19 protein-coding genes and 1 pseudogene are annotated in these 23,806 nt (G+C 28.8%); 1 reads left to right on the top strand and 19 read right to left on the bottom strand.

Annotated elements, in window-relative coordinates; genetic code table 11:
- Positions 1 to 72: 72 nt before the first annotated feature.
- The 5 genes from KEC93_RS12850 to KEC93_RS12830 all read right to left on the bottom strand — a co-directional run bounded on the left by KEC93_RS12850 (position 73) and on the right by KEC93_RS12830 (position 6,871).
- A complete protein-coding gene (locus KEC93_RS12850) occupies positions 73 to 1,347 on the bottom strand; it encodes a PTS galactitol transporter subunit IIC (RefSeq protein WP_012058712.1) in 1,275 nt (424 codons plus the stop codon).
- Between the two features lie 407 nt (positions 1,348 to 1,754).
- On the bottom strand, positions 1,755 to 2,039 hold the full coding sequence (locus KEC93_RS12845) for a PTS sugar transporter subunit IIB (RefSeq protein ID WP_012058711.1): 285 nt from the start codon (positions 2,037 to 2,039) through the stop codon (positions 1,755 to 1,757).
- A 51-nt stretch (positions 2,040 to 2,090) separates the two neighbouring features.
- Positions 2,091 to 2,567, bottom strand: a complete 477-nt coding sequence (locus tag KEC93_RS12840; RefSeq protein WP_077868729.1) for a PTS sugar transporter subunit IIA — start codon at positions 2,565 to 2,567, stop codon at positions 2,091 to 2,093.
- Between the two features lie 411 nt (positions 2,568 to 2,978).
- Positions 2,979 to 5,966, bottom strand: a complete 2,988-nt coding sequence (locus KEC93_RS12835; RefSeq protein ID WP_077868728.1) for a sigma 54-interacting transcriptional regulator — start codon at positions 5,964 to 5,966, stop codon at positions 2,979 to 2,981.
- A 296-nt stretch (positions 5,967 to 6,262) separates the two neighbouring features.
- On the bottom strand, positions 6,263 to 6,871 hold the full coding sequence (locus tag KEC93_RS12830; protein WP_023974656.1) for a copper homeostasis protein CutC: 609 nt from the start codon (positions 6,869 to 6,871) through the stop codon (positions 6,263 to 6,265).
- A 296-nt stretch (positions 6,872 to 7,167) separates the two neighbouring features.
- Here KEC93_RS12830 and larA point away from each other — a divergent pair, with 296 nt between their 5' ends.
- Positions 7,168 to 8,442, top strand: coding sequence for a nickel-dependent lactate racemase (larA, locus tag KEC93_RS12825; protein ID WP_023974655.1), 1,275 nt, complete (start codon positions 7,168 to 7,170; stop codon positions 8,440 to 8,442).
- A gap of 130 nt (positions 8,443 to 8,572) precedes the next feature.
- On the opposite strand, the gene KEC93_RS12820 is transcribed toward larA, so the two are convergent.
- The 14 genes and pseudogenes from KEC93_RS12820 to KEC93_RS12760 form a co-directional block, all read right to left on the bottom strand.
- The gene (locus KEC93_RS12820) at positions 8,573 to 9,640 is read right to left on the bottom strand and encodes a galactose ABC transporter substrate-binding protein (protein WP_077868727.1); all 1,068 of its coding nucleotides are present in this window, start codon (positions 9,638 to 9,640) and stop codon (positions 8,573 to 8,575) included.
- 257 nt (positions 9,641 to 9,897) lie between these two features.
- Positions 9,898 to 10,236, bottom strand: a pseudogene (locus KEC93_RS12815) (class I SAM-dependent methyltransferase); the annotation flags it as partial.
- Between the two features lie 2 nt (positions 10,237 to 10,238).
- Positions 10,239 to 11,000, bottom strand: coding sequence for an EFR1 family ferrodoxin (locus KEC93_RS12810; RefSeq protein ID WP_077830232.1), 762 nt, complete (start codon positions 10,998 to 11,000; stop codon positions 10,239 to 10,241).
- Positions 11,001 to 11,141: 141 nt separating this feature from the next.
- A complete protein-coding gene (locus tag KEC93_RS12805) occupies positions 11,142 to 13,496 on the bottom strand; it encodes an EAL domain-containing protein (RefSeq protein WP_238892905.1) in 2,355 nt (784 codons plus the stop codon).
- Positions 13,497 to 14,014: 518 nt separating this feature from the next.
- Positions 14,015 to 14,557: an NADH peroxidase gene (locus KEC93_RS12800; protein ID WP_077868724.1), complete on the bottom strand. Its 543-nt coding sequence runs from the start codon at positions 14,555 to 14,557 to the stop codon at positions 14,015 to 14,017.
- A gap of 151 nt (positions 14,558 to 14,708) precedes the next feature.
- The gene (locus KEC93_RS12795; RefSeq protein ID WP_173696067.1) at positions 14,709 to 15,281 is read right to left on the bottom strand and encodes a hypothetical protein; all 573 of its coding nucleotides are present in this window, start codon (positions 15,279 to 15,281) and stop codon (positions 14,709 to 14,711) included.
- Positions 15,253 to 15,537, bottom strand: coding sequence for a GNAT family N-acetyltransferase (locus tag KEC93_RS12790; RefSeq protein ID WP_023974648.1), 285 nt, complete (start codon positions 15,535 to 15,537; stop codon positions 15,253 to 15,255). Before KEC93_RS12790 ends, KEC93_RS12795 begins: the two co-directional genes overlap by 29 nt.
- Positions 15,538 to 15,821: 284 nt before the next feature.
- Complete coding sequence (locus tag KEC93_RS12785; RefSeq protein ID WP_023974647.1) at positions 15,822 to 17,633, bottom strand: SEC-C metal-binding domain-containing protein; 1,812 nt, start codon at positions 17,631 to 17,633, stop codon at positions 15,822 to 15,824.
- 184 nt (positions 17,634 to 17,817) lie between these two features.
- Positions 17,818 to 18,195, bottom strand: coding sequence for a ribonuclease H family protein (locus KEC93_RS26515; protein WP_238892908.1), 378 nt, complete (start codon positions 18,193 to 18,195; stop codon positions 17,818 to 17,820).
- A gap of 219 nt (positions 18,196 to 18,414) precedes the next feature.
- Positions 18,415 to 18,615 (bottom strand): hypothetical protein, encoded by a 201-nt coding sequence (locus KEC93_RS26510; protein ID WP_238892906.1) that lies wholly within the window; start codon positions 18,613 to 18,615, stop codon positions 18,415 to 18,417.
- Between the two features lie 317 nt (positions 18,616 to 18,932).
- Positions 18,933 to 20,306: a sensor histidine kinase gene (locus KEC93_RS12775; RefSeq protein ID WP_077868723.1), complete on the bottom strand. Its 1,374-nt coding sequence runs from the start codon at positions 20,304 to 20,306 to the stop codon at positions 18,933 to 18,935.
- 4 nt (positions 20,307 to 20,310) lie between these two features.
- The gene (locus tag KEC93_RS12770) at positions 20,311 to 20,997 is read right to left on the bottom strand and encodes a response regulator transcription factor (RefSeq protein ID WP_077868722.1); all 687 of its coding nucleotides are present in this window, start codon (positions 20,995 to 20,997) and stop codon (positions 20,311 to 20,313) included.
- Positions 20,998 to 21,008: 11 nt separating this feature from the next.
- On the bottom strand, positions 21,009 to 22,262 hold the full coding sequence (locus KEC93_RS12765; RefSeq protein ID WP_077868721.1) for a hypothetical protein: 1,254 nt from the start codon (positions 22,260 to 22,262) through the stop codon (positions 21,009 to 21,011).
- Between the two features lie 199 nt (positions 22,263 to 22,461).
- The gene (locus KEC93_RS12760; protein WP_077868720.1) at positions 22,462 to 23,163 is read right to left on the bottom strand and encodes a hypothetical protein; all 702 of its coding nucleotides are present in this window, start codon (positions 23,161 to 23,163) and stop codon (positions 22,462 to 22,464) included.
- Positions 23,164 to 23,806: the final 643 nt, after the last annotated feature.

Here is a 23,806-nt window from a genome sequence, read left to right as displayed (position 1 = left end):
TCAACTAACCTTCAGTGGGAGGTTTACCCTCAAGGGGTACCTAGAAAACTCCCTCTGAAGCTAAGTTTCACTTTATAGACTTCCTGTGAATAATTGGAATATCTTAATTACTATCCAGTTTAAGAAATTTCCTCCCATATCTAAACTTGAAATAGTTGATGTTCCTGCCGGCATTGTAAATTGAGCCATTTGAGCCATTTGAGTATGGAATCCCGAAATATTTGTTGCCATTAGTAATCCTAATGCCATAACAATTGTACCTGATATAACTGAGTGAACTATATTACCTTTTGCTGCACCAACTATAAAGGCAACATAAAAACATATTGTAGCTAAATCTCCAAAAGGTAGAACTTGATTTCCAGGTAATATTACTGCTAAGAATAATGTAATAGGAACTAATACAAGTGCTGTTGCAATAACTGCTGGATGTCCAACAGCTACTGCTGCATCCAAACCAATTGTAAGATTTCTATCTTTCCCAAAATTTTTCTTTTGCAAGAATTCTCTAACTGATTCTGAAACAGGAATTAAACCTTCCATAAGTATTCTAACCATTCTAGGCATTAAGAACATGACACCAGCCATTGAAATACCTATCTGCAAGATTTTATCTACACCATAGCCAGCAAGAATTCCAAGTACAATACCAAGAATAAGTCCCATCATCATAGGTTCTCCAAAAACGCCGAATCTTTTTTGAATAGTTTCTGGGTCTGCTTTTAAATTTTTTATGCCTGGAATTCTTTTTACTACACTAACAATAGGAATTCCTATAAGACCACAAGCTGCAGTTGAACCGGTTGGCAATGATACTCCCTCAAGTCCAAAGAATTCTTGAACCATTGGAGCTGTTTTATCTGCAATTTTAATAACAGCAACTTCGTATAAAATACCAGCCAAAATAGCAAGTAACCAGTTACCATTAGTTAATACGTATACACTTGCACCAGCTGCAGTAAAGTGCCAATAATTCCATATATCAATATCAACTACATTTGTTGTCTTTGTAGCTAACATTACTAAATTTACTAGCATAGCTATTGGAATCATTATTGCTGCTATAGGAGATGCCCAGCTTATTGCAGCTGCTGCTGGCCAGCCTACATCTATTATGCTTAGCTGTAATCCATATCTAGTAACCATTTGTTGTGCTGCGCCACCAAGATTTGTTGTAAGCAATCCAACAACCAAATTTATACCAACAAAGCCGATACCAATTGTAATACCTGATCTAAATGCTTTTTTAAATCCTTGTCCAAATATAATACCAATGATAGTAATTGTTAATGGCAGCATAACAGTTGGTCCTAAGTTCAAAATGTATTGCACTACATTTAATAACATTTTCTTTCCCCCTATATTATCAAATTTTATTTACTTTTATAAATTTTCAATTAAGTGTTCATATTATAAATTTATATATACGATTTAGTTTTTGAAGAACAAAATCGCAGGCGACTGTGGAGCCGGAGATTTTTTTACGCATCTGCCTTTTCGAACGCATGTGAGAAAAATCTGGCAGGCGAATATATTTTCTTTTTTATTCTCTTTTAAAAGTCAACCTTCTGAATTAACCTTTCTTATAGGTTATCCACAGATTGTCCATTGATATAATTTACTAGAGAATAAAAAATACTATTAATTAAGATGTGTTGTCCTGAGCTTCAAATACATAATTTTATGTGCTATAATAATTAGTAGTCCAATTAAATTTTTTATATAGGTCCACCTTTAAAGTGGCCTATCTTTTTTTATTTCAAAGCATCTATAATTCCTTGGTCAACTTTTCCTGGATTAATGTTAGTTAGATAGTTCATAGCATTAATTACAGGGAATTTATAATTTCGTGATGAAATTGTAGTTGTTACTAAAAGATCTGCTTGATCTTCATAACCTGCCACCTCTGAAATCTTGCATTGTATAATTCTCGCATTAATCCCATTAGTTTTAATCAAGTCTTCCACCTTTTTACATACAACTGTTGAAGTTGCAATTCCTGTACCACAAGCTACTAATATTAATTTTTGTTTGTCCATTTTTTTGCCTCCTTAAAATAAAATCATATAATTTAAATAATTGCTCATTAATTATTCGCAATTACAATTAAAGCTTGAAACGATATCATACACCTCGTCGCTATTTTTTGCTTGAAGCATATTTTCGAGAATGCTTTCATTCTGGATTAAAAACATTAATTGCTGTAACATTACTATCTGACTATGAGGTTCATTTAAAGCCATAGTAAATACTATATTAACATCTACACTTCCATTTCCATCCATGCTATTAAATCTCACTGGATTTTTTAGTGTTGCAATGGCTATTGCTGGTTTCTTAACATGTATGGCATCTGTATGGGGTATTGCAACATTGTATTTTCCAAGTAATAAACCTGTAGGAAATTTACTTTCTCTATTTACTAACCCATTAAAAAAGGAATCTTCTACAAATCCTGCTTCTAATAATATTGGAGACATCTTCTTAAAGACATCCTCTGCTGATCTAGCTTCAAGATTATTTACTACTAAATCTCTTCTTAAAAATTCTTTAATACTTCTAGTCATTTAACTTCCTCCTTTTTTGTAAGTATTTTATACGTTTTCATCCATGATTACATCTTCATAATATTTACAAAGCAATTATCATGCCAAAACTATGTTGAAAAGGTAATAATATATATTTTTAAACCCAACTTTAAATTTAGCTTCAAGGTTATTTAACGCTAAATTTCTTCTCAAGAGTTTCTAAATGCTTCAAGTCATTAAACTACCTCCTTTTTTGTATAAAATTTCTTTAATATTTCTAGTAATCATACTTCTTCTTCACTTGATGTTGTTTTTATATTTGATTACATCTTCACAATATTTCTAAAGCAATCGCCGTGCCAAAACTATGCTGAAAAGGTAATATATATTTAAAAATATAAAGTTACAAGATAAAATTTTTACTTTTTACCTTGTAACTTAAAATAGTTATTAGATTTTTAATAATATGTCTGAAATCTCTTTTGGAGAATTTGATTTTCTTAATTTATTAGCTACTTCTGTCTTTGATAAGGTATCAAATAATTGTCTAACCACTTTTCCATCATTTTCTTTAAGTGCCAACATAATCACAACGTCTACCATACAATTATAATCCCATAAAATAGGATTATTAAGTTTAAAAATAGCTATAGATGATTTTTCAACGAATTCTGATAGGCCATGAGGTATTCCAAATGTTCCTTCAAACAAGGTTCCTCCAAGCATTTCTCGCTTATACACACTCATTGTAAAATTCTCACTAACTCTTCCTTTTGATATAAGAAGACTACACATCTCATCTATTAAATCACTTTTGGTAAAGCTATCATTATTAACTTTTATTAATTCCTCATCAATTACATTTATTAAAGGATTAAACTGTTTCTTATTTATTCCAAGGAATTCTTTTAATCTTAATTTACCTGATTCTTTTAAAATATCCTGAAAAGATATAAATGGAATACTTTCTAATTCAGGATCTATAGTTCCGACTATTGCAGCTATATCATGATCTCTACTAATTTTAATTATTTCATTTTGAGCATTATCTTTATTTATAATTCCAACTGATATAATTCTTAAGTTCTTATTTGTATTTCCTAGTACTACATCTTCAAGATACTTTTTTATTTTTAACGCGGTCCCTTCACCTGTTATACATATTGTAATTATAGTTTTAGTATATTTATTCGCCCCTTTAACTTTCCCAACGTAAGCCTTGTCTCCATCAAGAGCTTTAGAAATTTCGTATAAGTTACTATTCTCCATTAATGATCTTCTAACTGCTTCTAATACCATTACAGTATCTACCCTACCAATAACTCGAGTTGGAATTCCTGTTTCTTTTGTTATTATTTCCCCAAATGTAACCAGTGATCCCATATCAACCAATATCAAGCATCCTTTACCTTCATTAACTCTTTTAACCACTTCTATAGCTCTTTCAAGTAAAGTTTGAGGATTTTCATCTAGTGACATTTCAATTCCAACTGCAAGATTTGTACCTAATAGTTTATTTGCTACATCGACCATACCACAAGCAACATGTCCATGGCTTAATACAATAACAGCCACTCTACTTACATTTTTATCCACCTCAGAAAACGTTTTTAGGTACATGGCAATAAAGCCTATTTCGTCTTCTGGAAGTTCAATATCTAAGCTATTATTTATTTCTTTAGTTAATATTTTTGCAATTCTGTATTCATTGTAATATTCCTTCTTTATATAATCTGATTCAGGATTCCTTACTATTCTTCCCTGTTTTAGTCGTTCATAAGTTGAATTCAAATGCATTGCTACACAATAATAAAAATTTTCCTGGATATTTTCTATATATTGTTTTGCAATATCAGTTACTTTTTCAACCACATTTAATATTTTTTCATCTATTATATTTTTTAGTTCTTCCTTTGGAAAAAACATATTTGATTCTATATTTTTTGCAAACTTACTTAAATTGAATTCCACTTTGCTCCACAATATTTTATTAATTTCATCTTTACTTAACCCCTGCTTTTCAAGTTTATAATACTTTTCCTCTATATTACTATATATTCCATCAGGTAACATATATCTATCATCTTTGGATTTCTGTGTCACAACATCATTAGGATTAACAACCAAATCTTCATTAAAAATATCTTCTGACACTAGTTCTCTATCCTTAACACTTAATATTTCTAGAGGAACATGCTTAGGCAAATCTTTTATATCAATAGCAACTTCATTTGAATTATTACTTAAGGAATTACAAAAACCTCTTGCACATGCAACTTGTATATCACTTCGCAGCTGTCCTATGTTCCCTGGACAATTGTATAATAGTAACGATCTAATGACTTCATATCGTATGGTAATTTCCTTTCCAACTCTAGCTGATTCTTGTGAAAAAAAACTTTTAATCAAAACATATTTTTCATTAACGGGCCTGTTGTTAATAGACGGAAGTTCAATTATCATTGGAATTCTTCTTCTGAATGTTAGTAGCAAGGATGATTTTGGATCTTCTGTTGTTGCTGCAATTATCATTACATTTGCTGTCCTACTATTTTCAGTTTCACCAAGCCTTCTGTACTTTCCCTTATCCAACAGATAAAACAATATTTCCTGACCTTCGCTTGGTAATCTATGGACTTCATCTAAGAATAGTATCCCATTGTTTGCTTTCTCCACTAATCCAACTTTATCCGTGATGGCGCCAGTAAAAGCACCTTTACTGTAACCAAACAATTGAGAAAGAAGTAATTGTGGATTATCTACATAATCAGCACAGTTAAAAAGTACAAATGGTGCATTCTTATTAAAATGCGAAGAACTAATAGCAAAATTATACATAGCCTCTGCAAAAAAACTTTTTCCAACACCAGAAGCTCCAAGCAAAAGAGTATGGAGCCCATGAGGTGGATATAACACTGCTGCTTCTGCTTGACTAATTGCATTTTTTAACGAGCCGTGATATCCTATAATATTTCTTAAATAATTAGTGTTACTTTTATCGCCCTTATTTGAATTATCTATATTGGAGCTATTATTAATTTCAGTCCCATCTTTATCAACTACTGATTTAACTGTTATAAAATTTTTCGGTTGATTTTTATTTAAATTTGATTTTTCAGCAGCATTCTGCGGAAAAACTTCTGAAATTATACTTTTTTTAATCTGCGATACTGAATATCTAGAAATATCATATCCAAGAATAGATAGTCTTTTGCATAACTGCCTATCTGAAATATCTTTATCTTCAATAATTATTTCCTTTATATCACTATATAGAATTGCTTCTTTTCTTTGGCGAGAATTATTTATATTTTTTTCTGTTCTAAATTGAGTTATATATTCTCTAGTCGTATTTACTAATTTAGCAATATCACTGTCGGTTAATGGCTTTCTTTTATCCTCATTTTCAATTAAATCTAGTATTTTATTTTCCAGCAAAATTCTCCCCCCAGTATTAGTGTAATTATATATGTTACAAAAATAATTCTTCATCATAATTCTAAAAATATTTCAAGAATTTTAGCCATAATTGTGAATTGTGCATTGCAACATATATATTATTTAAAACTCTATGAATAATCGTTAGTAACAATTATATTATAAATCATTTTACTACTTTTTCCATATATTTAGGTTCACTTATTTTGCCATAATACATTAAATTTACAAAAATATTCCGACTTAAATGCAGTATTGTTAAAAAAGCTCTGCTTTTTGTATAGTTATTTATAATACTAAACTACTCTAGTACCATGTATTTCAACTGCACCTGTATATTCCAAGAGAAAATCTCTATTTTCCTTATTAACGCCTTTTCCTGGCATTATTGAAATTCTACCGTCTGCATATTTAACTAAATCTTTTAAACACTCTTTTCCAGCCATAGCGTTTTCACATCCGCCCTTAGTAAGTATTCTATCTATTCCTAATTTAATTATTTCATCTACGGCTATCTTTTTATCCTCAACTTCGTCAAATGCCATATGAAAAGTTATTGTCATAGGCTTTGCCAAATTAACTAACTCCTCTATTATTTCTTTATCTACCTTAGAATCTTTTACAGAACCAATTACCACCCCTTGAACTCCAAGTTCTTTGCACATCTTCACATCGTATTTCATTATTTCTAGTTCTTCTTTTGTGTAAGTGAAATTTCCACCGCGTGGCCTTATAATAACCATAACTGGTATATCTATATCCTCAACAATTTTTCTTATTGTTCCGTAACTTGGAGTTGTTCCTCCCTCCATCAAATTATCACAAAGTTCTAGTCTATTAGCTCCTCTTTCGGCAGCTAAAATCGCCTCATTATAATTCCCCACACATGCTTCAAATATTTTCATAACTTGCCTCCTATTTTCTTACTCGAGTTTTTTATAAACTTATAAATTAATCCCTATGTATAACCATAATTAACTAATAAATTAATTTTTTATTCTACTAGTCTATACGTAGAACTTGTCTATATTTTAACATTTCTCGGTCACTCAAATAAATACATATATAAATTCCTAAAAAAATATTTATAATAAATTTTTATCTAACTTATGAAAACATTTAAATTGGCCTTACCAATTATAGAAATGTATGTTATAATTTGAGTGTAAATACAATTATTTTTATTTAGGGAGGTTATTTTATGGCTTCGATCGAGATTCCATACTCAACAAAATCTTTAAAAATAAACATTGATGATAAAAATCTAAAGGGCATTTTAGTTTCCAAGGCAAATACCTATAAAGCTGATATTTCACAAAATGATATAGTGAATAAGGCTCTTGATAATTGCATAGGTAGTAAATCTTTAGAGGAATTAGTAATTGGTAAAAATAATATGGTTATTATAACTAGTGATCATACACGACCTGTTCCTAGTAAAATTACCATGCCAATTTTATTACAAAGAATAAGAAACGTTAATCCCAATATAAACATAAAAATTCTTATAGCCACAGGCTTTCATAGACCAACAACTAGAGAAGAAATGATAAATAAATTCGGACAAACCATCGTTGATAACGAGGAGATTATAAACCATATTTCAACAGATGAAAATAGTTTAATAAATGTGGGAACATTACCTTCTGGTGGTGAGTTATTCCTAAACAAATTAGCGATGGAAACCGAGCTCCTAATAGCAGAAGGTTTTATAGAACCACATTTTTTTGCCGGATTTTCTGGTGGAAGAAAAAGCATATTACCTGGAATAGCTTCAGCAAAAACCATAATGGCAAATCACTGTTCTGAATTTATTAACAGCAATCATGCAAGGACTGGAATTATAAAAGATAATCCTATACACAAAGATATGCTCTATGCTGCTGAAAAAGCAAATCTTGCATTTATACTAAATGTAGTTATAGATGAAGATAAGAATATTATAAATGCTTTTGCTGGTGATAGTAAACTTGCTCACGAAGAAGGTTGCAAATTTGTTATGGAACTTTCCAGTGTAAAAAGTATACAAGCTGACATTGCAATTTCAAGCAATGGTGGATATCCACTAGATCAAAATATATACCAAGCTGTAAAGGGTATGACAGCTGCAGAAGCTACATGCAGGAAAGATGGAGTAATTATTATGATAGCCGCTTGTAACGATGGACATGGTGGTCAATCTTTTTATGAAACTATAGCAAATTCAAAATCTCCTGAAGAACTTCTTGAACAAATATTAAAAGTTCCTAGAAATGAAACAATTCCTGATCAATGGGAGATTCAAATTTTAACACGAATTCTATGTAATTACACTGTAATCGTTGTTACAGATATGTGTGATCCGAATATGATTAAGAGCATGCATATGAAACATGCTTATACTTTTGACGAAGCATTAAACATTGCATATGACATAAAAGGTAAAGATGCTGATGTTGTAGTTATTCCAAATGGTGTAGGTGTGGTTGTCAAATAATAATCAATAACTTATAACAATATTAAAAAGCTGGTATTTTTTAAACAAAAGTACCAGCTTTTAAAATATTACTTCGAAGCATTTTTGCTAACAATCTCAGATATAAATATCATAAAAAAAGTTTTACTATTTATGATTCACTAATGTTACGTATATATGTATCATATGGAAATGGTATTATGATTTCTCCGTCAACAACTTTGTAATCGGTATTTTCTGTTGGGCTTAAATTTTTAATTAAATTCATTCCAACTTTATATAAAACTTCAGCTTCAATCCTTGGATCTTGAATAACAGTTCCAGTCATGATTCCTTTATCAATTAAATCTTTTGCTTCTTGTAAGCCATCAATTCCAACAACGGCTATATTTTTTGACTTATTATCCTTGTTATAACCATATTTTTGCAATGCCTCAATAGCGCCTATTGCCATAGCATCATTGTTTGAAATTATTGCTTCAATTCTCCCATTATATTTAAGGAACAAATTATCAATGGAACTTTTAGCTAAATCCTTAGACCAATTAGCATTTACTCTAGCAAGTTCTTGTGTCTTTATTCCAGAATCATTAAGTGTTGATATTGCATATTTACTTCTATCAATGGGCTGTGGGTCATCAGATGGACCTTGCAACAAAACATACTGTAATATATTATCACCATTTGCATCTAAACTGCTTTTATTTTTATTCCAAAAATCAGCAATGATTTTACCTTGAGCAATGCCAGCTTTTTTCGAATCAGGAGTTACAAAAACAACTTTCTCATATAATTTAGAAGCTCTTGATGCTACTTCAGGTATAATATTCATTAGTATTAAAGGCTTATTCTTTTGCTTAATCTTGTTAATGGCACCTTCTACAACATTTTCTCTTCTGTCTGGTAAATATAATATAAATAAATCATATTTTGTTTGTAAAGCAGCATCTAATATTTCATCTTGTATTGCTATATTGTTCTTCGGATTTAAAAAAGTAAATTTCACTCTATTTTGATTCTCATTTTCTATATTTTTTAAGCTTTCAATAACTTTCATAGTAAATGGATCATCAGTTACGAAAAATATTACTGCTATATTAGACACTCTACTAGTGTTAAGATCCAAACTTGCTATTGTTTTAACTTGAGTTATAGATACCAATAAAAAAATAGTTAAAGTTAGCAATATTATCGCAATTCTTTTATTTAATATTTTCATTATAATGCCTCCCATTAGATATAAATACTCAAAATTATATATCTACTCTTGATTAGGTTGCATATAAATATAAAATTTATTCAAAATTAATCATTTAGAAATAAAAGGATTCTAAAAATATTGCAAAAATTTTAGCCGTAATTGTGACTTGTGAAATGTGCATTGTGAATTTCAACATATATATAGCCATATCCTATAATGAATGATGCTAACAAAAGAATTCATTAATAAAATATGGCCAAAACTTTTAGATAATATTATTTATACATATACTCTCTAGTCCAATGTAAATTATTATTTACTCCTTTGCCAAATAGAAATTGGTGTATATGAACATTTCCACTATTAAAAGATGCTGCACAGGCATTTAAATATAATCTCCACATTCTTATAAATGTTTCATCCTTAGTCTTTCTTATTTCAGGCAAAGCATTTTCAAAATTACTTGCCCAATGTTCTATTTTTTTTTCATAATGCAATCTAAGATTTTCTACATCACTTACATTGAAATGTTTATCTGAAATTGAGCAGATCAATTCTGAAACAGATGGAACATATCCATCTGGAAAAATATACTTATATATCCACAAACTAGATTTTAAAAGAGATCCTTGGTTTTAACAAATATATTTTTATATCTTTCTTTATTTATTGAATCTTTCTTAAACTCAATTGCTGTTTGCGGACATAAGTGGATGCACGCCAGACATTGCTCACATCGATGTTCCCATGAAGGTTTTGCTTCTATAATTTCTATATTTTCAGCTGGACATACATTAGAACAAATTCCGCAGCCTATACATTTCTCGCTAACCCAGAAATTTTCATCAATGTTATTTGGGTTAAAATCTTCATACATCTTTTCTTCTTTATATCTGTTTTTTATGACAGGGATATTATTTTCATAATTATTATTAATCATTCTTGCAATATTAATTGTTATCCTTGATTGATTATTCATTCGATTAATGAAATCTTCTTTAGGATGAGGATAATACATAAACCACATATTTCCAGGCATCTCAACACTAAAATTTGCAGAAAGTGATTTTCCTTTACTTCTTAACAGGATATCAATTTGCTCAAAGGTTAATGCAGCATAACTCCCAAAATTAGCTACTGCAAAAAAGTATTTGCCTAAATTAACATCTAAGTTTTTTATAAAATTTGCAACCATTTTAGGAAGCCCTCTATAGTAAACAGGAAAAACAAATCCTATTCTTTCAGAAGTCACTTCATTTATATTCATATTACGTTTGCATATGCGTATCAATCGACAATTGGTGATATTTTCACATAAATCTTTAGCTATCTTCAGTGAATTTCCTGTACCAGTAAAATAATAAATAGTTGTCTCCATTTAAAATCTCCTTAATAAATATTCTATAACTTGAATTTTACAACTCAAATATACATCTTATACAAATTAAGAAGCTATCCATTTTTAGCATGCGGATAGCTCTTATATCTATATTATCTTTTAGTAAAATACTTCTAATTTTTATGATTTCATAGTTTCAGTTTCCTTTTTAATAAATCTATGCTCAAACTCCAATGCTTCCATTGGTTTTCCTATTAAGTAACCTTGAATATAATCACAGTTAAGTTCATTTAGAATCCTAAATTGTTCTTGAGTTTCAATTCCTTCTGCAATAATCTTAAGATTCAGACTATGCCCTAAAGTTATTATTGATCTAACAATCATTACACTTTTATAATCCTTTTCCAAGTTCCATACAAGTGACTTGTCAATTTTTATCATATCAATAGGTAATCTATTGACATAGCTAAGGGATGAGTAGCCTGTACCAAAGTCATCTAAAGATACTCTAACTCCTATTTTTCTTAACTTTTCTAGTATTCCTATGATTGTACCAGAATCCTCCATAGCCTCATCTTCAGTAATCTCCATATTTAAACATCTTGCCGGAAACGAATAATGATTTAATATATTTTCAACCATTGGTATGAACTCAGATTGCTTTAATTGCGAATAAGAAACATTAACTGAAATACTAAATTCACTTCCTCCGAGCTCATGCCATATTTCACATTGCTTACAGGCATTTTCTAATACCCAATTATCAATTGATATTATTTCACCCACACTTTTTGCAATTGGAATAAACTCTATAGGAGAAATAATTTTATCAGCTTGTTTCCATCTAATTAGAGCTTCTGAATATAGCACTTTCATTGATCTTAAACTTATAATTGGTTGATAGTAAATTACAAATTCATTATTTTCCATGGCTTTATTTAATTTCTCTTTGATATTCATTTTATTAAGAAATTCATCATTTATTTTCGATGAATACAAGGCATAATCATACCCACCTTTTTTCTTAACTTCATACATGGCTACATCTGCTTTTCTAATCAATGTATCTGCATCTTTACCATGTTCAGGAAATATACTTATGCCAATACTGGCTCCAACACATAAATTTTCCTCATTATAAATAAAAGGAATTTTCAATGCTTTTTGAATTCTTTCAGCAATTTCCTTAACATAAGTAGTGGATTTTATATCAGTTGTTATAATTACAAATTCATCTCCACCAATTCTGCTTATTATATCAACATTACTTATTATACCTTTTAATGTGTCCGCAACATTTTTGAGAACTTTGTCACCAACTTGATGTCCATAATTATCATTTATACTTTTAAATCCATCTAAATCTATGAAAAGTATTGCGAAACTATTATTTTTAATTTCTAAAAGCATATTAAGGTTTTCTAGCATCATTTTTCTATTAGGAAGTTCCGTGAGAGGATCATAATAGACAAAATGACGAAGTTTCTCCTCAGCTCTTATTTTATCTTGAATTTGATTTTTAAGCATCATATTAGCTTCTTCTAATTTTAAAGTACAGTTCTTTTCCATTTCTAATATTTTTTTTCTTTCCGAAATATCATGTAGTAATATTAATATTCCTAATATATCGCTATATTCATCATATATAATTGTACCTGACAATTCACATGTAATGTTATTTCCATATTTCGTTTCCAAGTTAACTTCTATATTTTTTGCACAAGAATTTTTCGTTATACTACTTAAGTCAAAATCAACATTATCCAGTAATTCACTAAATATTTTTCCTTCTACTTCTTCAATTTTATAATTAGTTACACTTAATGATGCATCATTACAATTTTTAATAATGAAGTTCTCATTTAAAATAAAAATCGGCTCATTTACAGTGTTAAAAATATATTCTGATATATACTTCGGAGTCGTCAACATCAATCTATGCTTGTTTATTGCATAATAAATACCACCTAAAGCTATAGTTCCCGTTAATACTGCTGATGGAAAAATAGTTACTCCTAGTAAAGGCAAAATAAAATCTGTAATTATTCCTATAATAATACTTACTGTACAAGTTATTAAAATAATTTTGTTTTGCTTTTTTACTCTATTCTTCTTAGAATATTTTCCTCTTAAATACAATACTATAACACCTACAAAATCTATTACTATCGCCCATATTATATATAGAATTTGTGGAAACAACTCTGGAGCCACATCAATCCAGCCATAATATTCCTTAGTCATTGCTGAATAAGGTTCTACTATAATGTTTCCAATAAATAATAGTGTAGTTGGAACATATGCTAAAAATTTTATTATTGAAATATACTCAAAATCATCCTCATTATTCAGTAAATATGCAAAGTATAGCCAAAGTCCATTAAAAAAGCAATACCCTAGAACCGAAGAATTTCTCCAAAAAAATGCTGTATTGATATTATCAGATGTTAACATCATTGCATATCCGCCTGACCAAAGTCCAAAGCAAATACATATATATATAAATATCTGATTTGTTTTTGATTTTTTATCCATTCTATAACCGTATATTCCTAAAAATAAATAAAAAATACAACATGAAAATAATAATATAAATAACGCAGTCTTAATAATATCACCTCCAGTATGAGACACAAAAAAGCTCAGATTTACATAACTAATAATCTATACTAGATTTTAACTCTTTAAAACATTTATTTTTATCTTAATGACTTCATACTATATATCTTTAGGCATGTTTTATCGTGATATATACTGTATTTAACTGTAAAATAATAACAACTAAAGATATAAAATAATTATATCACATTTTTTTAATATAAGCTTTTGATTGATTAATTTTAAATAATTTAGACAACTTAATAATCTACAGTTTTTTAAATAATATGAGCTACATTTTATACTATTCTGAGCTTAAAATTAGTTTAACATATATTAATGTATTGTTTCTGTACATACACGATTTTGACGAAAGAATAAATAAAGGCGGATTAAGTATTTCTACCTAATCCACCTTTATGAATATTTTTTGTTAACAACTTTAGATATTTTCTTTATGCAAAATATCTATCTAAAAGTCCTTTGAAAGCTTTTCCATGTCTAGCTTCATCCTTACACATTTCATGAACTGTATCATGTATTGCATCTAAGTTTAATTTCTTAGCAATTGTTGCTAAATCCATCTTACCTTGACATGCGCCATGTTCTGCATCGACTCTAGCTTGTAAATTAGCTTTTGTATCTGCCACTACTACTTCTCCAAGTAATTCAGCAAATTTAGCAGCATGTTCTGCTTCTTCAAATGCGATTCTCTTATATGCTTCTGCAACTTCTGGATACCCTTCTCTATCAGCTTGTCTTGACATAGCTAAGTACATTCCAACTTCTGTGCATTCTCCAATAAAGTTCGCCTGTAATCCATCGATCACTTCTTTCTCAACGCCTTTAGCAACTCCAATTACATGTTCATCAGCAAAAGCTAAGTCACCACTTTGTTCTATGAACTTTTCTGATCCTACACCACATACTGGACATTTTTCTGGTGCTGCTTCTCCTTCATGAATATAACCACACACTGTACAAACAAATTTTTTCATAAATTCTCTCTCCTCGCTATCATTTCAATAAATATTTATTAGGCTAATTACCTTATTATATATATTTCAACATCTATATCCTTTTTTCCTTCTATTCTTTCGCACTTTCATAACCTTTATTTCTACATTTTTATACACAATATGCATATTTCTATCTTTTTCCTCTATAAAGAATTGGACTCGATCCCAAAGAATATCCTTCATTATATAGTTTGTTTTCTAACTTAATTAGTTCTTCAGCCAAAATTGTATTTGATCTTAGATCTGTTGGTTCTTTCACTATATCAAGTTCTATACCTTTATATTTTCTATAGTAACTATAATTTTTCCATAACCATGCCTTTATTCTACTTAAAGTTGATGGCTTTCTAATAATATTAAGGATCATTTGTCTGCATTCTTCAATATCTTCTTTTTGAGTATCGTTTAAATTTGATAACTTGTTTCCTAAACTTCTAGCCGCCTTCTCATCTAGTTCTTGACATAAAAATTTGAGAGCATGCCATACATTATAAAGTTGATTTTTATTCTCTATTTCTACTTCTCTTGCCCAAACAAAAGCGTTTAATCTTCTTATATCCCACCTTTTTATTGGGCTTTCTAAATCATCTGCACATACTAAAAAGAATCCTTCTTTAAGTAACATCGCTCCTAATACTCCAGGTGGGTTTCCAAGTCTTTTGTCCTTAAACCCATTAAGCATTTTTATATAAAACACTCTCATACTCTTTATTTTTATCAAATTCCTTTTTTGCAAAAACACATACTGGCATTATCTTCTTATTTTCTTCTATCGCAAAATCTACAACTTTCCTTATTAAAAGTTTTCCTGCTCCTTTGCCCTTCAACTTTTCGCCTACAAAAGTATGCTCAATTTTTATTACATCCTTACTAGTATCACTTAATATTACTTCTGCTAAAGTATTTTCTTCCGTTTCTCCAATATAGAATTTATTCAATCCTTTTTTAATATCAAACATAATACATAACACCATCCTCTCCATAATTTTATTCATTTTACAAAAACCCTTTATTAATTCCTTATATATCCACAGAACTATTATATCATAGTCACATAATATTTTAATGTCAAATTTTTATGCTTTTTTTAATTTAATTCACTATCTATTTTCTCAAAAAATAAGGGTTCATCTTTGATAAACCCTTATTTCTCGTACTATATTTAAAATAATATTAATATATTTATCTAAAAGAAAAAGTATGCAAAATTGCATTCATAAGTTATTTGTATAACTAAAATTCTTTAAAACAGTTGAATCACATTTCCATTGCGTCCACAGCACTTCTTGTACTTCTTTCCACTTTGACATGGGCATGGATCATTTCTTCCAATCTCTTTTTTGCTTTCAATTGTTTTGTTATTTCCTTCTTTTTCATTTATAGTTGCACCTTTATATTTCCATAATGGTATATTCTTAATAAATTTATTAACAATATTAAATACTCTGATTTCATCTTCCTTGTCAAGTTTTGCATCTATTCCATTTATTATGTCTTCAAGTATTTCTTCAGAATTTCTATATTGTATATCCAAAGCCAACATGTTCATAGTTCCAGCAGCATCATTTTTATCAACTAAAAACATAGATGAAAATTCTTTTGAAAACTTCCTCCCAATACTACTTCTTTCCAAATAATCTTCGTTAGACATAGAAATTAGATCATCTTTACTAATCATAGAATAATCCAAATTATTGTCTATATCATTTAATATTTCTTCATAATCCTCTATTTCCACATTAACAAATATAATTTTTCCGTCATCGTCAATTGTACCATAATATTCATTATTATAATAAAAAGATCCTTCTTCTAATATAGATAACAATATTTGCTCTTCTACATTGTCATATCTTTTCATTAATCCTTTAACATCTTCAAAACAAAGAACACCATATAACTTAATCATACCTCTAAAGATATTCATGATTTCACTATTTTTCTTCATTAACTTTCTAAACTCTAGGGTATCACATTGCTTAACAACGGCCTGCATTAGTTCAGGCATTAATAAGATTGGTTTTCTATCTTTTAAGCACGGAAATACCATCCCTTGATTCATAAAAAAAGCATGTTTATCCGCATAATTTTCTGCTTCATTATCAGAAACTGAAATTATTCCATTATTCTTAATGTATTTTAATAATATTTTATACATATCATCATTAATCACATTCATTTTATTTCTGATATTTTTTTCATATTCATCAATATATTTTTCAATTACCTGATTTTTATTCAAATTATATGATAATTTAAGACCAATGTTCTCTGCTAGGCTACAAATTTCTTTTTTAGGATATGGCTTGATCAATTCTTCTAGGTCAAAAGAATATGTATCCTTGAAAAACGTATGTATAAAACTATTTGTAAATTTATTATAATGTTTTAAAAAATCATTCTCTATCATTTGTTCAGAATCGTCAAAATCTGAAAAAGCATCATTGTTATGTATCGGCTTTTTATTACTAACTTTGTATTTATTGTTATTTCCAGGCAAGTATTCTTTTTCCGAATTTTTATTTCCTATATACCCGCAAACCCCATCTCTTGGAGAATTATTAAGTTTACCTTCTTCTGGATTATTTCTAGCAATAACTTCCATTTGGCTAAATTCGCTTGGAACTTGTATTATATCTACAACTTCTAAAGTCAAATAAGTAGTTGAACCAAAATCATATTCATATTCGAACTTTTTATTAACATTTAATACATCTTTTAAATAAAAATTCATCTCATATTGTTCATCACTATTATCATGATATATTTCTTCATCAATATAAAACGCACTTAAATGTCCACAACATTCTACCCATATATCTCTTATAAATTTGTCCAAATGCTGAAGTTGCAACTTTGCATCTATCGAAACATAAATACAATATAAACTAGGATTATACTTATCTTTCATGGATATTATGAATTGCTCTCTTACCCCTTTAGTATAATTCATCTTTTCTTCAATTGATTTTTTCATTACTGAACAACTCTTTGCATGTCTTTTAATTGTTCTTTCAGTTAATTCTTTATTACAATAATAACATCTACCTTGCACGACTAAATCTCCTCTTAAATAATATAATTACTATATAAAATTCCAACATGCACAATTATATACTAACATTATGTTTGTCTGCAAATTTTTTATAAAATTTCTATATTTACAATTCTATTAAGGGTATTAGATAAGTAGATCTTATAGCTTATAATATTTATAGCGTATTAACTTCTTGCAACTATTAGTAACTGGTTGAATTTTTATTAGCTATATCTTTGGCATACATGTCGCAGAGAGAATTCTCAAAATGGTTAGAATGTGCTTTTACCCACTGAAATTCAATATATTTTCCATTACAAGCTTTATCAAAATCAAGCCACTTTTCTATATTCTTAGCTGGTTCTCCATTAATAGTTTTAAAGTCATTCAATTTCCATATAGGTAACCATTCTGTGAGTCCTTTTCTAACATACTGGCTATCAGTTATTATTCTTATTTTTTCAACATCTTTTAATAATTCAAGTGCTTTTATGGCTGCTTCAAGTTCAGCTTGGCTGCTTCCTATGTCTTTCACTTTTTCTGTATATAAATTATAATTTCCTTTCAAATCTTCTATTATAAAAGCAAATCCACCATGATTTTTCTTCTCAAAATAACTGGCATCTGTGTAGATTTTATAGATTTTCTCTTCAGCCTTACTTTCCTCTATTGCATAACTATCATAATTACTATTTCGTTTATCTAAAACTAAGATTTTACTTCTATCATTAAAAGCAGCTACATCTTTATCTTCTCTTATGACTACTTTTACATTAAACCCTACATAGTATGTATCTGGTCACTTATTATGAAGCATTTTTCTAAATTGGTATTCCTGTCCTTTAAAGAAATCACTTAGGTTGTTATTATCTATAAAATGTAATTCTTTTTTTAAAGGATTAAATTCTACTAAGGAGTTCTCAGTACCATTACTGACTTTAATTTTATAGTTATTATTTTCTTCATCTATTATTTCTAGTGTAAAAAGTATCATTTTCATAAAAATTACTCCTTAAAACAAATATCTCATTATAAATATATTTATGTCACAATTAAGTTTCTACATCTATCCTTAATTGAGTGTCTGACTTACTAAAGCTTTAAGTATAGATTTATTGTTGAAACATATATTTTATCATAAGTATAGTAAATTCAAATTTATTAGTTATTTTAGTAATAACTACTTTATATTTTTCTTTTATATCATAAAACTTACCACTGTATAAATCATTATAACAAAATTAAAGCTGAAATTTTATATATTACCTAAAATTTCAGCTAATAATTATTAATTTAATCTAATAATTTACGTAGAATTTAAACTTTTGCTAACGGAAGTGAAATTGTCACTGTTGTTCCCTTCCCATATTCACTATCAATTTTAAGAATGCCATTATGCATATCTACAATATTGCTAGAAATAACCAATCCAAGTCCTGCGCCAATAGATTTAGGATCAATTTTATAGAATGACTCCATAACATGATTTATATCCTCTTTTTTAATTCCAATACCTGTATCGCTAATTTTAATTAAAATGTACTCTTCGCTAACTGATTGAATAACATAGATTTTACGATTTTTATATGAGAACTTAATTGCGTTATCTAATACATTTAGTATAACTTGCCTCAATCTATCACCATCTGCTGTAATAATTGCTGGGTGCGTTTCAACCACTAATTTAATTTCCTTTTTTTCTGCTTTCTTTTGAAGCTGGAAGGTTACTTCACGAATAATTTTGTCTATCTTGATATCAGATAAGATTAGTTTAATTCGATCTGACTGATATCTTGAAAAATCTAAAAGATTCTCCACCAGGCTAATAAGTCGATCTGATTCATCATTAATAATTCCCAAACCAAATTTAAACTCCTCAGCCGATAATTCGTCTGGATTCCGCATAGTTTCAATCCATCCCTTAATCCCTGTCAAAGGCGTCCTAAGTTCATGAGAAATTGATGATATAAAATCATTCTTTAAACGATCAGCTTTTAATATTTCATCGCCCATGTAGTTAAGTGTTTTTGCTATTTCTCCAAGTTCATTTGGATAAGTATCTTTGATTTTTTCCTTGTATTTTCCCTCTGCTATTTTCTTTGTAAAATTGATAATATCATTTAATGGTTCTACAATTATATTCCCTAAACGCAAACTTACAAAAAACACGATAACAGCAATAAAAATGCAGATGATAATCCCATAAATCAACAGATTAATAATTAAAGCATTTACTTGTGTTAAGGATGTTGTATACCGCAAAATCCCTAATACTTGCCCGTCAAAAACAAGAGGTGTATATACTGCCATAATCTTTTGACCTGAATATGAATTTTTCTCAATTTTATATGTGGTTTTCAAATCCAATACATCAGAATCTATCAAATAAGTTTTATCTTCATAAAAACCTGTAGATGATTGAATTAATTTCCCATTTCTTTTTAATAGTTGTAGTTCAGATCCATTAATCTGATAATTTTTAATAATTTCATCACTGAATTCCGCCAAGCTTTTATTAGTAAAATTAGTTTCTCTTGCTAGCACAGAAGGATTTACCTCTACTTGACTTTGAAATGTATTAACAATCCCTTGGTAATAATATTGCCTTATTCCAATTCCAAATACTATCATAACAAGACTTAATGTAAGTAAACTAATGATCATAAAGTAAACAATGATCCTTCGCTTCATAGTTTTACTCCTTCCATAAGTACCCATATCCCCAATCCGTGCATAAATACTCTGGAGCTGATGGATCATTCTCTATTTTCCTTCGTATACGTCTTATATTTACATCGACAACTTTTTCATCACCAATATAATTTATTCCCCAAACTTCATCCAAAATATCATTTCGTGTAAATACCTTATTCTTATTATTTATTAAAAATTGAATCAAACAATATTCTGTTGGAGTTACTTTGATATCCTTTCCAAAGCGAGATACTTTTTTATTTATTACATCAAGCTCAAATGGTCCTGATTTAATAACTGAACTTTCTTTCTTTGAATATACATGATTCAACCTTCGCGCTAAAGAAATAATTCTTGCCTCTAGCTCAACCATGCTAAATGGCTTTAGTAAATAATCGTCAGCTCCTTCTACAAGACCTTTTACTCTATCTTCTTCCTGAGATCGTGCCGTTAACATGATAATCCCAACAGATTGACTTATATCTCTAATTTTCTGACACACCTCAAATCCATCAATTCCTGGGAGCATTAAATCTAATAAGACAATATCAATCTTTCTATTATTAAAAATAGATAAGGCCTCTTCTCCATTCTCAGCTTCTAGAACTTCGTACTTTTTCTTTCTTAAATTTAGGCAGATAAAACTTCTAATTGACAGTTCATCCTCAACAACAAGAATTGTTTCCATATTTTCCTCCATTAAAATTCATCTTTAAGTAAATGAAAATTTTCCTTTGAAATAGGTTGTTCTTCTTTAATATCATCATAAAATATAATATCCTTCGTTTCTCCAAGCTTGGTTTTGTTCTCACCATATGAACTTTTGCTTATCCATTTTACTTCAAATAAATTATCCTGACTTTCATTATCTATAAGTCTAACACCTTGATCAAGCTTCTGAATTGTAACTTTACCATGCCATTTGGAATAAATTGTAATATAAAAATGCTGTACACTATCTGTATATCTTTCTTCTACAATTTCATGTGTTCCATCTTCTTTATAATCAGAGTAAGTATAAATAAAAGGGATTTCTGCCATCGCTGCATCTTCAAAACCTTTAGGAATATACATTCCTCCAACATCTATAATACCGTCATTGTTGATATCTCTACTATATAATGGGTAAGCCTTAAATAAAATACCATCATTTTCATCTCCAATTTTAATAAATCTTCCCTTATCGCAAGTAACAATTTCAGTTAACATTGAATGGGCCCCTAATGCACTATCAATGAATAACGCATTATTCCCATCTGCTAATTTTCCACTAACGACATTTTCAATTACACCCTCAGGATTTAGACCCACAAACGTGCGAGATTTTAATTGATTATTTTCATAATTAAACATTTCTGCTATTTTTGATTTACCTATTTCTCCATCAATTATTATAACATCAGGTCTATTATCTTCATTGTAATCAGATATATCTATCCATTCGTAAGTACGATTAACTTTATTAACTAATTCTTTTCCATTCAATTCATATATAAATAACTGTTTACTTAGTTCAGAATCTGATACTGAAGTACCTAAAATCACTTCTTTTTTCCCATCCCCATCAAGATCTTTAAGAGTAAAATAATCAAGAATATTAAAATTAGTGGCTACATCAAGTACTTTATTCCATTTTTCATTTTCTTCTTTAAGCATTAATAGATGAACTTGTCTATTTTCTTTCATATTCCTATATAATACAAATGCTTCATTTTTACCGTCTTTATCAACATCATCTATAAAAATACTTTGTTTTTCTTGTGAATTCTTAGGTACTAAGAATTCACTGCCAGGCGTTAAAATTTCTTTTAGCTCTTTATTAATTTTATTTTCTTCTACATTTTCGAGCATAGGGGCTTGAATTAAGCTAGTTGTGTTTACAACATTCCCACAGCCTGTTATAATACTTCCTAAAGAAATAATCAGTATTATAACTCTTGCATATTTTCTCATAACATATACACCCCATTTTTCATTCTGTTATTATTTAGTATTACCTTATCCATGATATATAATTACTTCATATCCATAATTTTTAGCTCTTATGTTAACTATACGTTTTTATTATATTTTCACTAAATGCCTGTGCTTCAATGCTTGGCTTTTAGCTATCATCCTATAATTTTAAAATAAGAAAGTAGTTTTTAATTTACTAAAAATCATTCTTTAAAATATATATTGCATAGGTTTGTCCTGTGTTTGCATCATAATTTACAGACAAAAATATATTTTTATACTTAAAATGTGCATCTCCACTTTTATCACTAACTGGATTTCCAAAAACTTCTTTAAATCTACTTATCTTATCACCAATCTTTACACCATTTAAATTCAAATCATTTCTCATAGTAAAGATTTGCTCTGCCTTATCATTATTTTTCTGATCAAACCAAACTCTAATACCAGCTTTTTTAAATTCCACTCCACCTTCTCCTATAGAACTTGGCTTTTCATTTAATGTACTTATAAGTTCATCTTTACTAAAACCTAATATATTCATATATTCTGTAAAATTATTCTTTCCATTATCCGACTTTGAGGCATCCATAGACTTGCTATCTTCAATTATTTTTACTGAATCATTTTTCTTTTTTACTTGTGAAGCTACTATTTCTTTATTATCCTCATTATTAGCAGATTTTTCAATGCTGACTACTTCTTCTGATATTTTTTCAGCTTCTGCTTGATTACTATTTTCTGAAACTTTCTCAACTGACACTTCTTTATTTTCAGCATTTATTTCAGATGACTTTTTAGGACTACACCCCACTATGCTTGCAGAACTTATAGTGATAGCACATATTATAGCTGCTGAAAACAACAATTTAAATCTCTTTTGAATTTTATTTATCATAATTATTCTCCTAACCAATTTTTATTATTTTTTTGTATATAATTAATCTACTTAGAAGTTCAAAATATATATACTTTAGTATTTTTTTATCCTATAGATAACGCAATCATAAACTATACTTAAACTATGAAATATATTCCAACTAGAAATAAGTAATATACTTTTGTGGAATGTTTCATTGGTAATTTTGATGGATGTGATTCTTGGCTATAAGTTGTTCCAAATGTGCTAGTTCAAAAAGTGAGAATCGAAATTTTATATTTCGTTCTTCGAACTTTCTCTGTGAGCGCTTGTTCTTTGAGGCTAGCACTTTGGTTGCAACTTTATAGCCTTAGAATCCCCCATGAAAATTACCCAGAAACTGGAACAAAAGTATGTTATTCATTTCGGCAAGTTATATGCATAAGTTCAGGTCTTAGTGTGGTTATCTCTATCTAAAGTATAAAAGATTTTTAAACTAAAAGCGTTACAAAAAAGTTACAATATTATGGTGAAAACTTTCAGTAAATTCCTTTGTTAATTAATAAAAAAATTCTATTGCAATAATATTAATTGATTATAATAAATAATTTTTTCGTTTTGAGGCATATAAAAAAGCCATCCTTTAAGGATAGCTTTTCTTTTAAGCTGCTTTGCTTGCTTT

This window comes from Clostridium beijerinckii (genome assembly GCF_018223745.1).
Lineage (GTDB): Bacteria > Bacillota > Clostridia > Clostridiales > Clostridiaceae > Clostridium > Clostridium beijerinckii.
The sequence above is the reverse complement of the archived record's forward strand: the minus strand, read 5'-3'. Positions and strand labels throughout refer to the sequence as shown.

Bases quoted from the DNA above. Each gene is read 5' to 3' on its own strand.
- KEC93_RS12850 (WP_012058712.1), bottom strand. From the start codon at position 1,347: ATGTTATTAAATGTAGTGCAATACATTTTGAACTTAGGACCAACTGTT.
- KEC93_RS12845 (WP_012058711.1), bottom strand. From the start codon at position 2,039: ATGGACAAACAAAAATTAATATTAGTAGCTTGTGGTACAGGAATTGCA.
- KEC93_RS12840 (WP_077868729.1), bottom strand. From the start codon at position 2,567: ATGACTAGAAGTATTAAAGAATTTTTAAGAAGAGATTTAGTAGTAAAT.
- KEC93_RS12830 (WP_023974656.1), bottom strand. From the start codon at position 6,871: ATGAAAATATTTGAAGCATGTGTGGGGAATTATAATGAGGCGATTTTA.
- larA (WP_023974655.1), top strand. From the start codon at position 7,168: ATGGCTTCGATCGAGATTCCATACTCAACAAAATCTTTAAAAATAAAC.
- KEC93_RS12820 (WP_077868727.1), bottom strand. From the start codon at position 9,640: ATGAAAATATTAAATAAAAGAATTGCGATAATATTGCTAACTTTAACT.
- KEC93_RS12810 (WP_077830232.1), bottom strand. From the start codon at position 11,000: ATGGAGACAACTATTTATTATTTTACTGGTACAGGAAATTCACTGAAG.
- KEC93_RS12805 (WP_238892905.1), bottom strand. From the start codon at position 13,496: ATGGATAAAAAATCAAAAACAAATCAGATATTTATATATATATGTATT.
- KEC93_RS12800 (WP_077868724.1), bottom strand. From the start codon at position 14,557: ATGAAAAAATTTGTTTGTACAGTGTGTGGTTATATTCATGAAGGAGAA.
- KEC93_RS12795 (WP_173696067.1), bottom strand. From the start codon at position 15,281: ATGAGAGTGTTTTATATAAAAATGCTTAATGGGTTTAAGGACAAAAGA.
- KEC93_RS12790 (WP_023974648.1), bottom strand. From the start codon at position 15,537: ATGTTTGATATTAAAAAAGGATTGAATAAATTCTATATTGGAGAAACG.
- KEC93_RS26510 (WP_238892906.1), bottom strand. From the start codon at position 18,615: ATGAAAATGATACTTTTTACACTAGAAATAATAGATGAAGAAAATAAT.
- KEC93_RS12775 (WP_077868723.1), bottom strand. From the start codon at position 20,306: ATGAAGCGAAGGATCATTGTTTACTTTATGATCATTAGTTTACTTACA.
- KEC93_RS12770 (WP_077868722.1), bottom strand. From the start codon at position 20,997: ATGGAAACAATTCTTGTTGTTGAGGATGAACTGTCAATTAGAAGTTTT.
- KEC93_RS12765 (WP_077868721.1), bottom strand. From the start codon at position 22,262: ATGAGAAAATATGCAAGAGTTATAATACTGATTATTTCTTTAGGAAGT.
- KEC93_RS12760 (WP_077868720.1), bottom strand. From the start codon at position 23,163: ATGATAAATAAAATTCAAAAGAGATTTAAATTGTTGTTTTCAGCAGCT.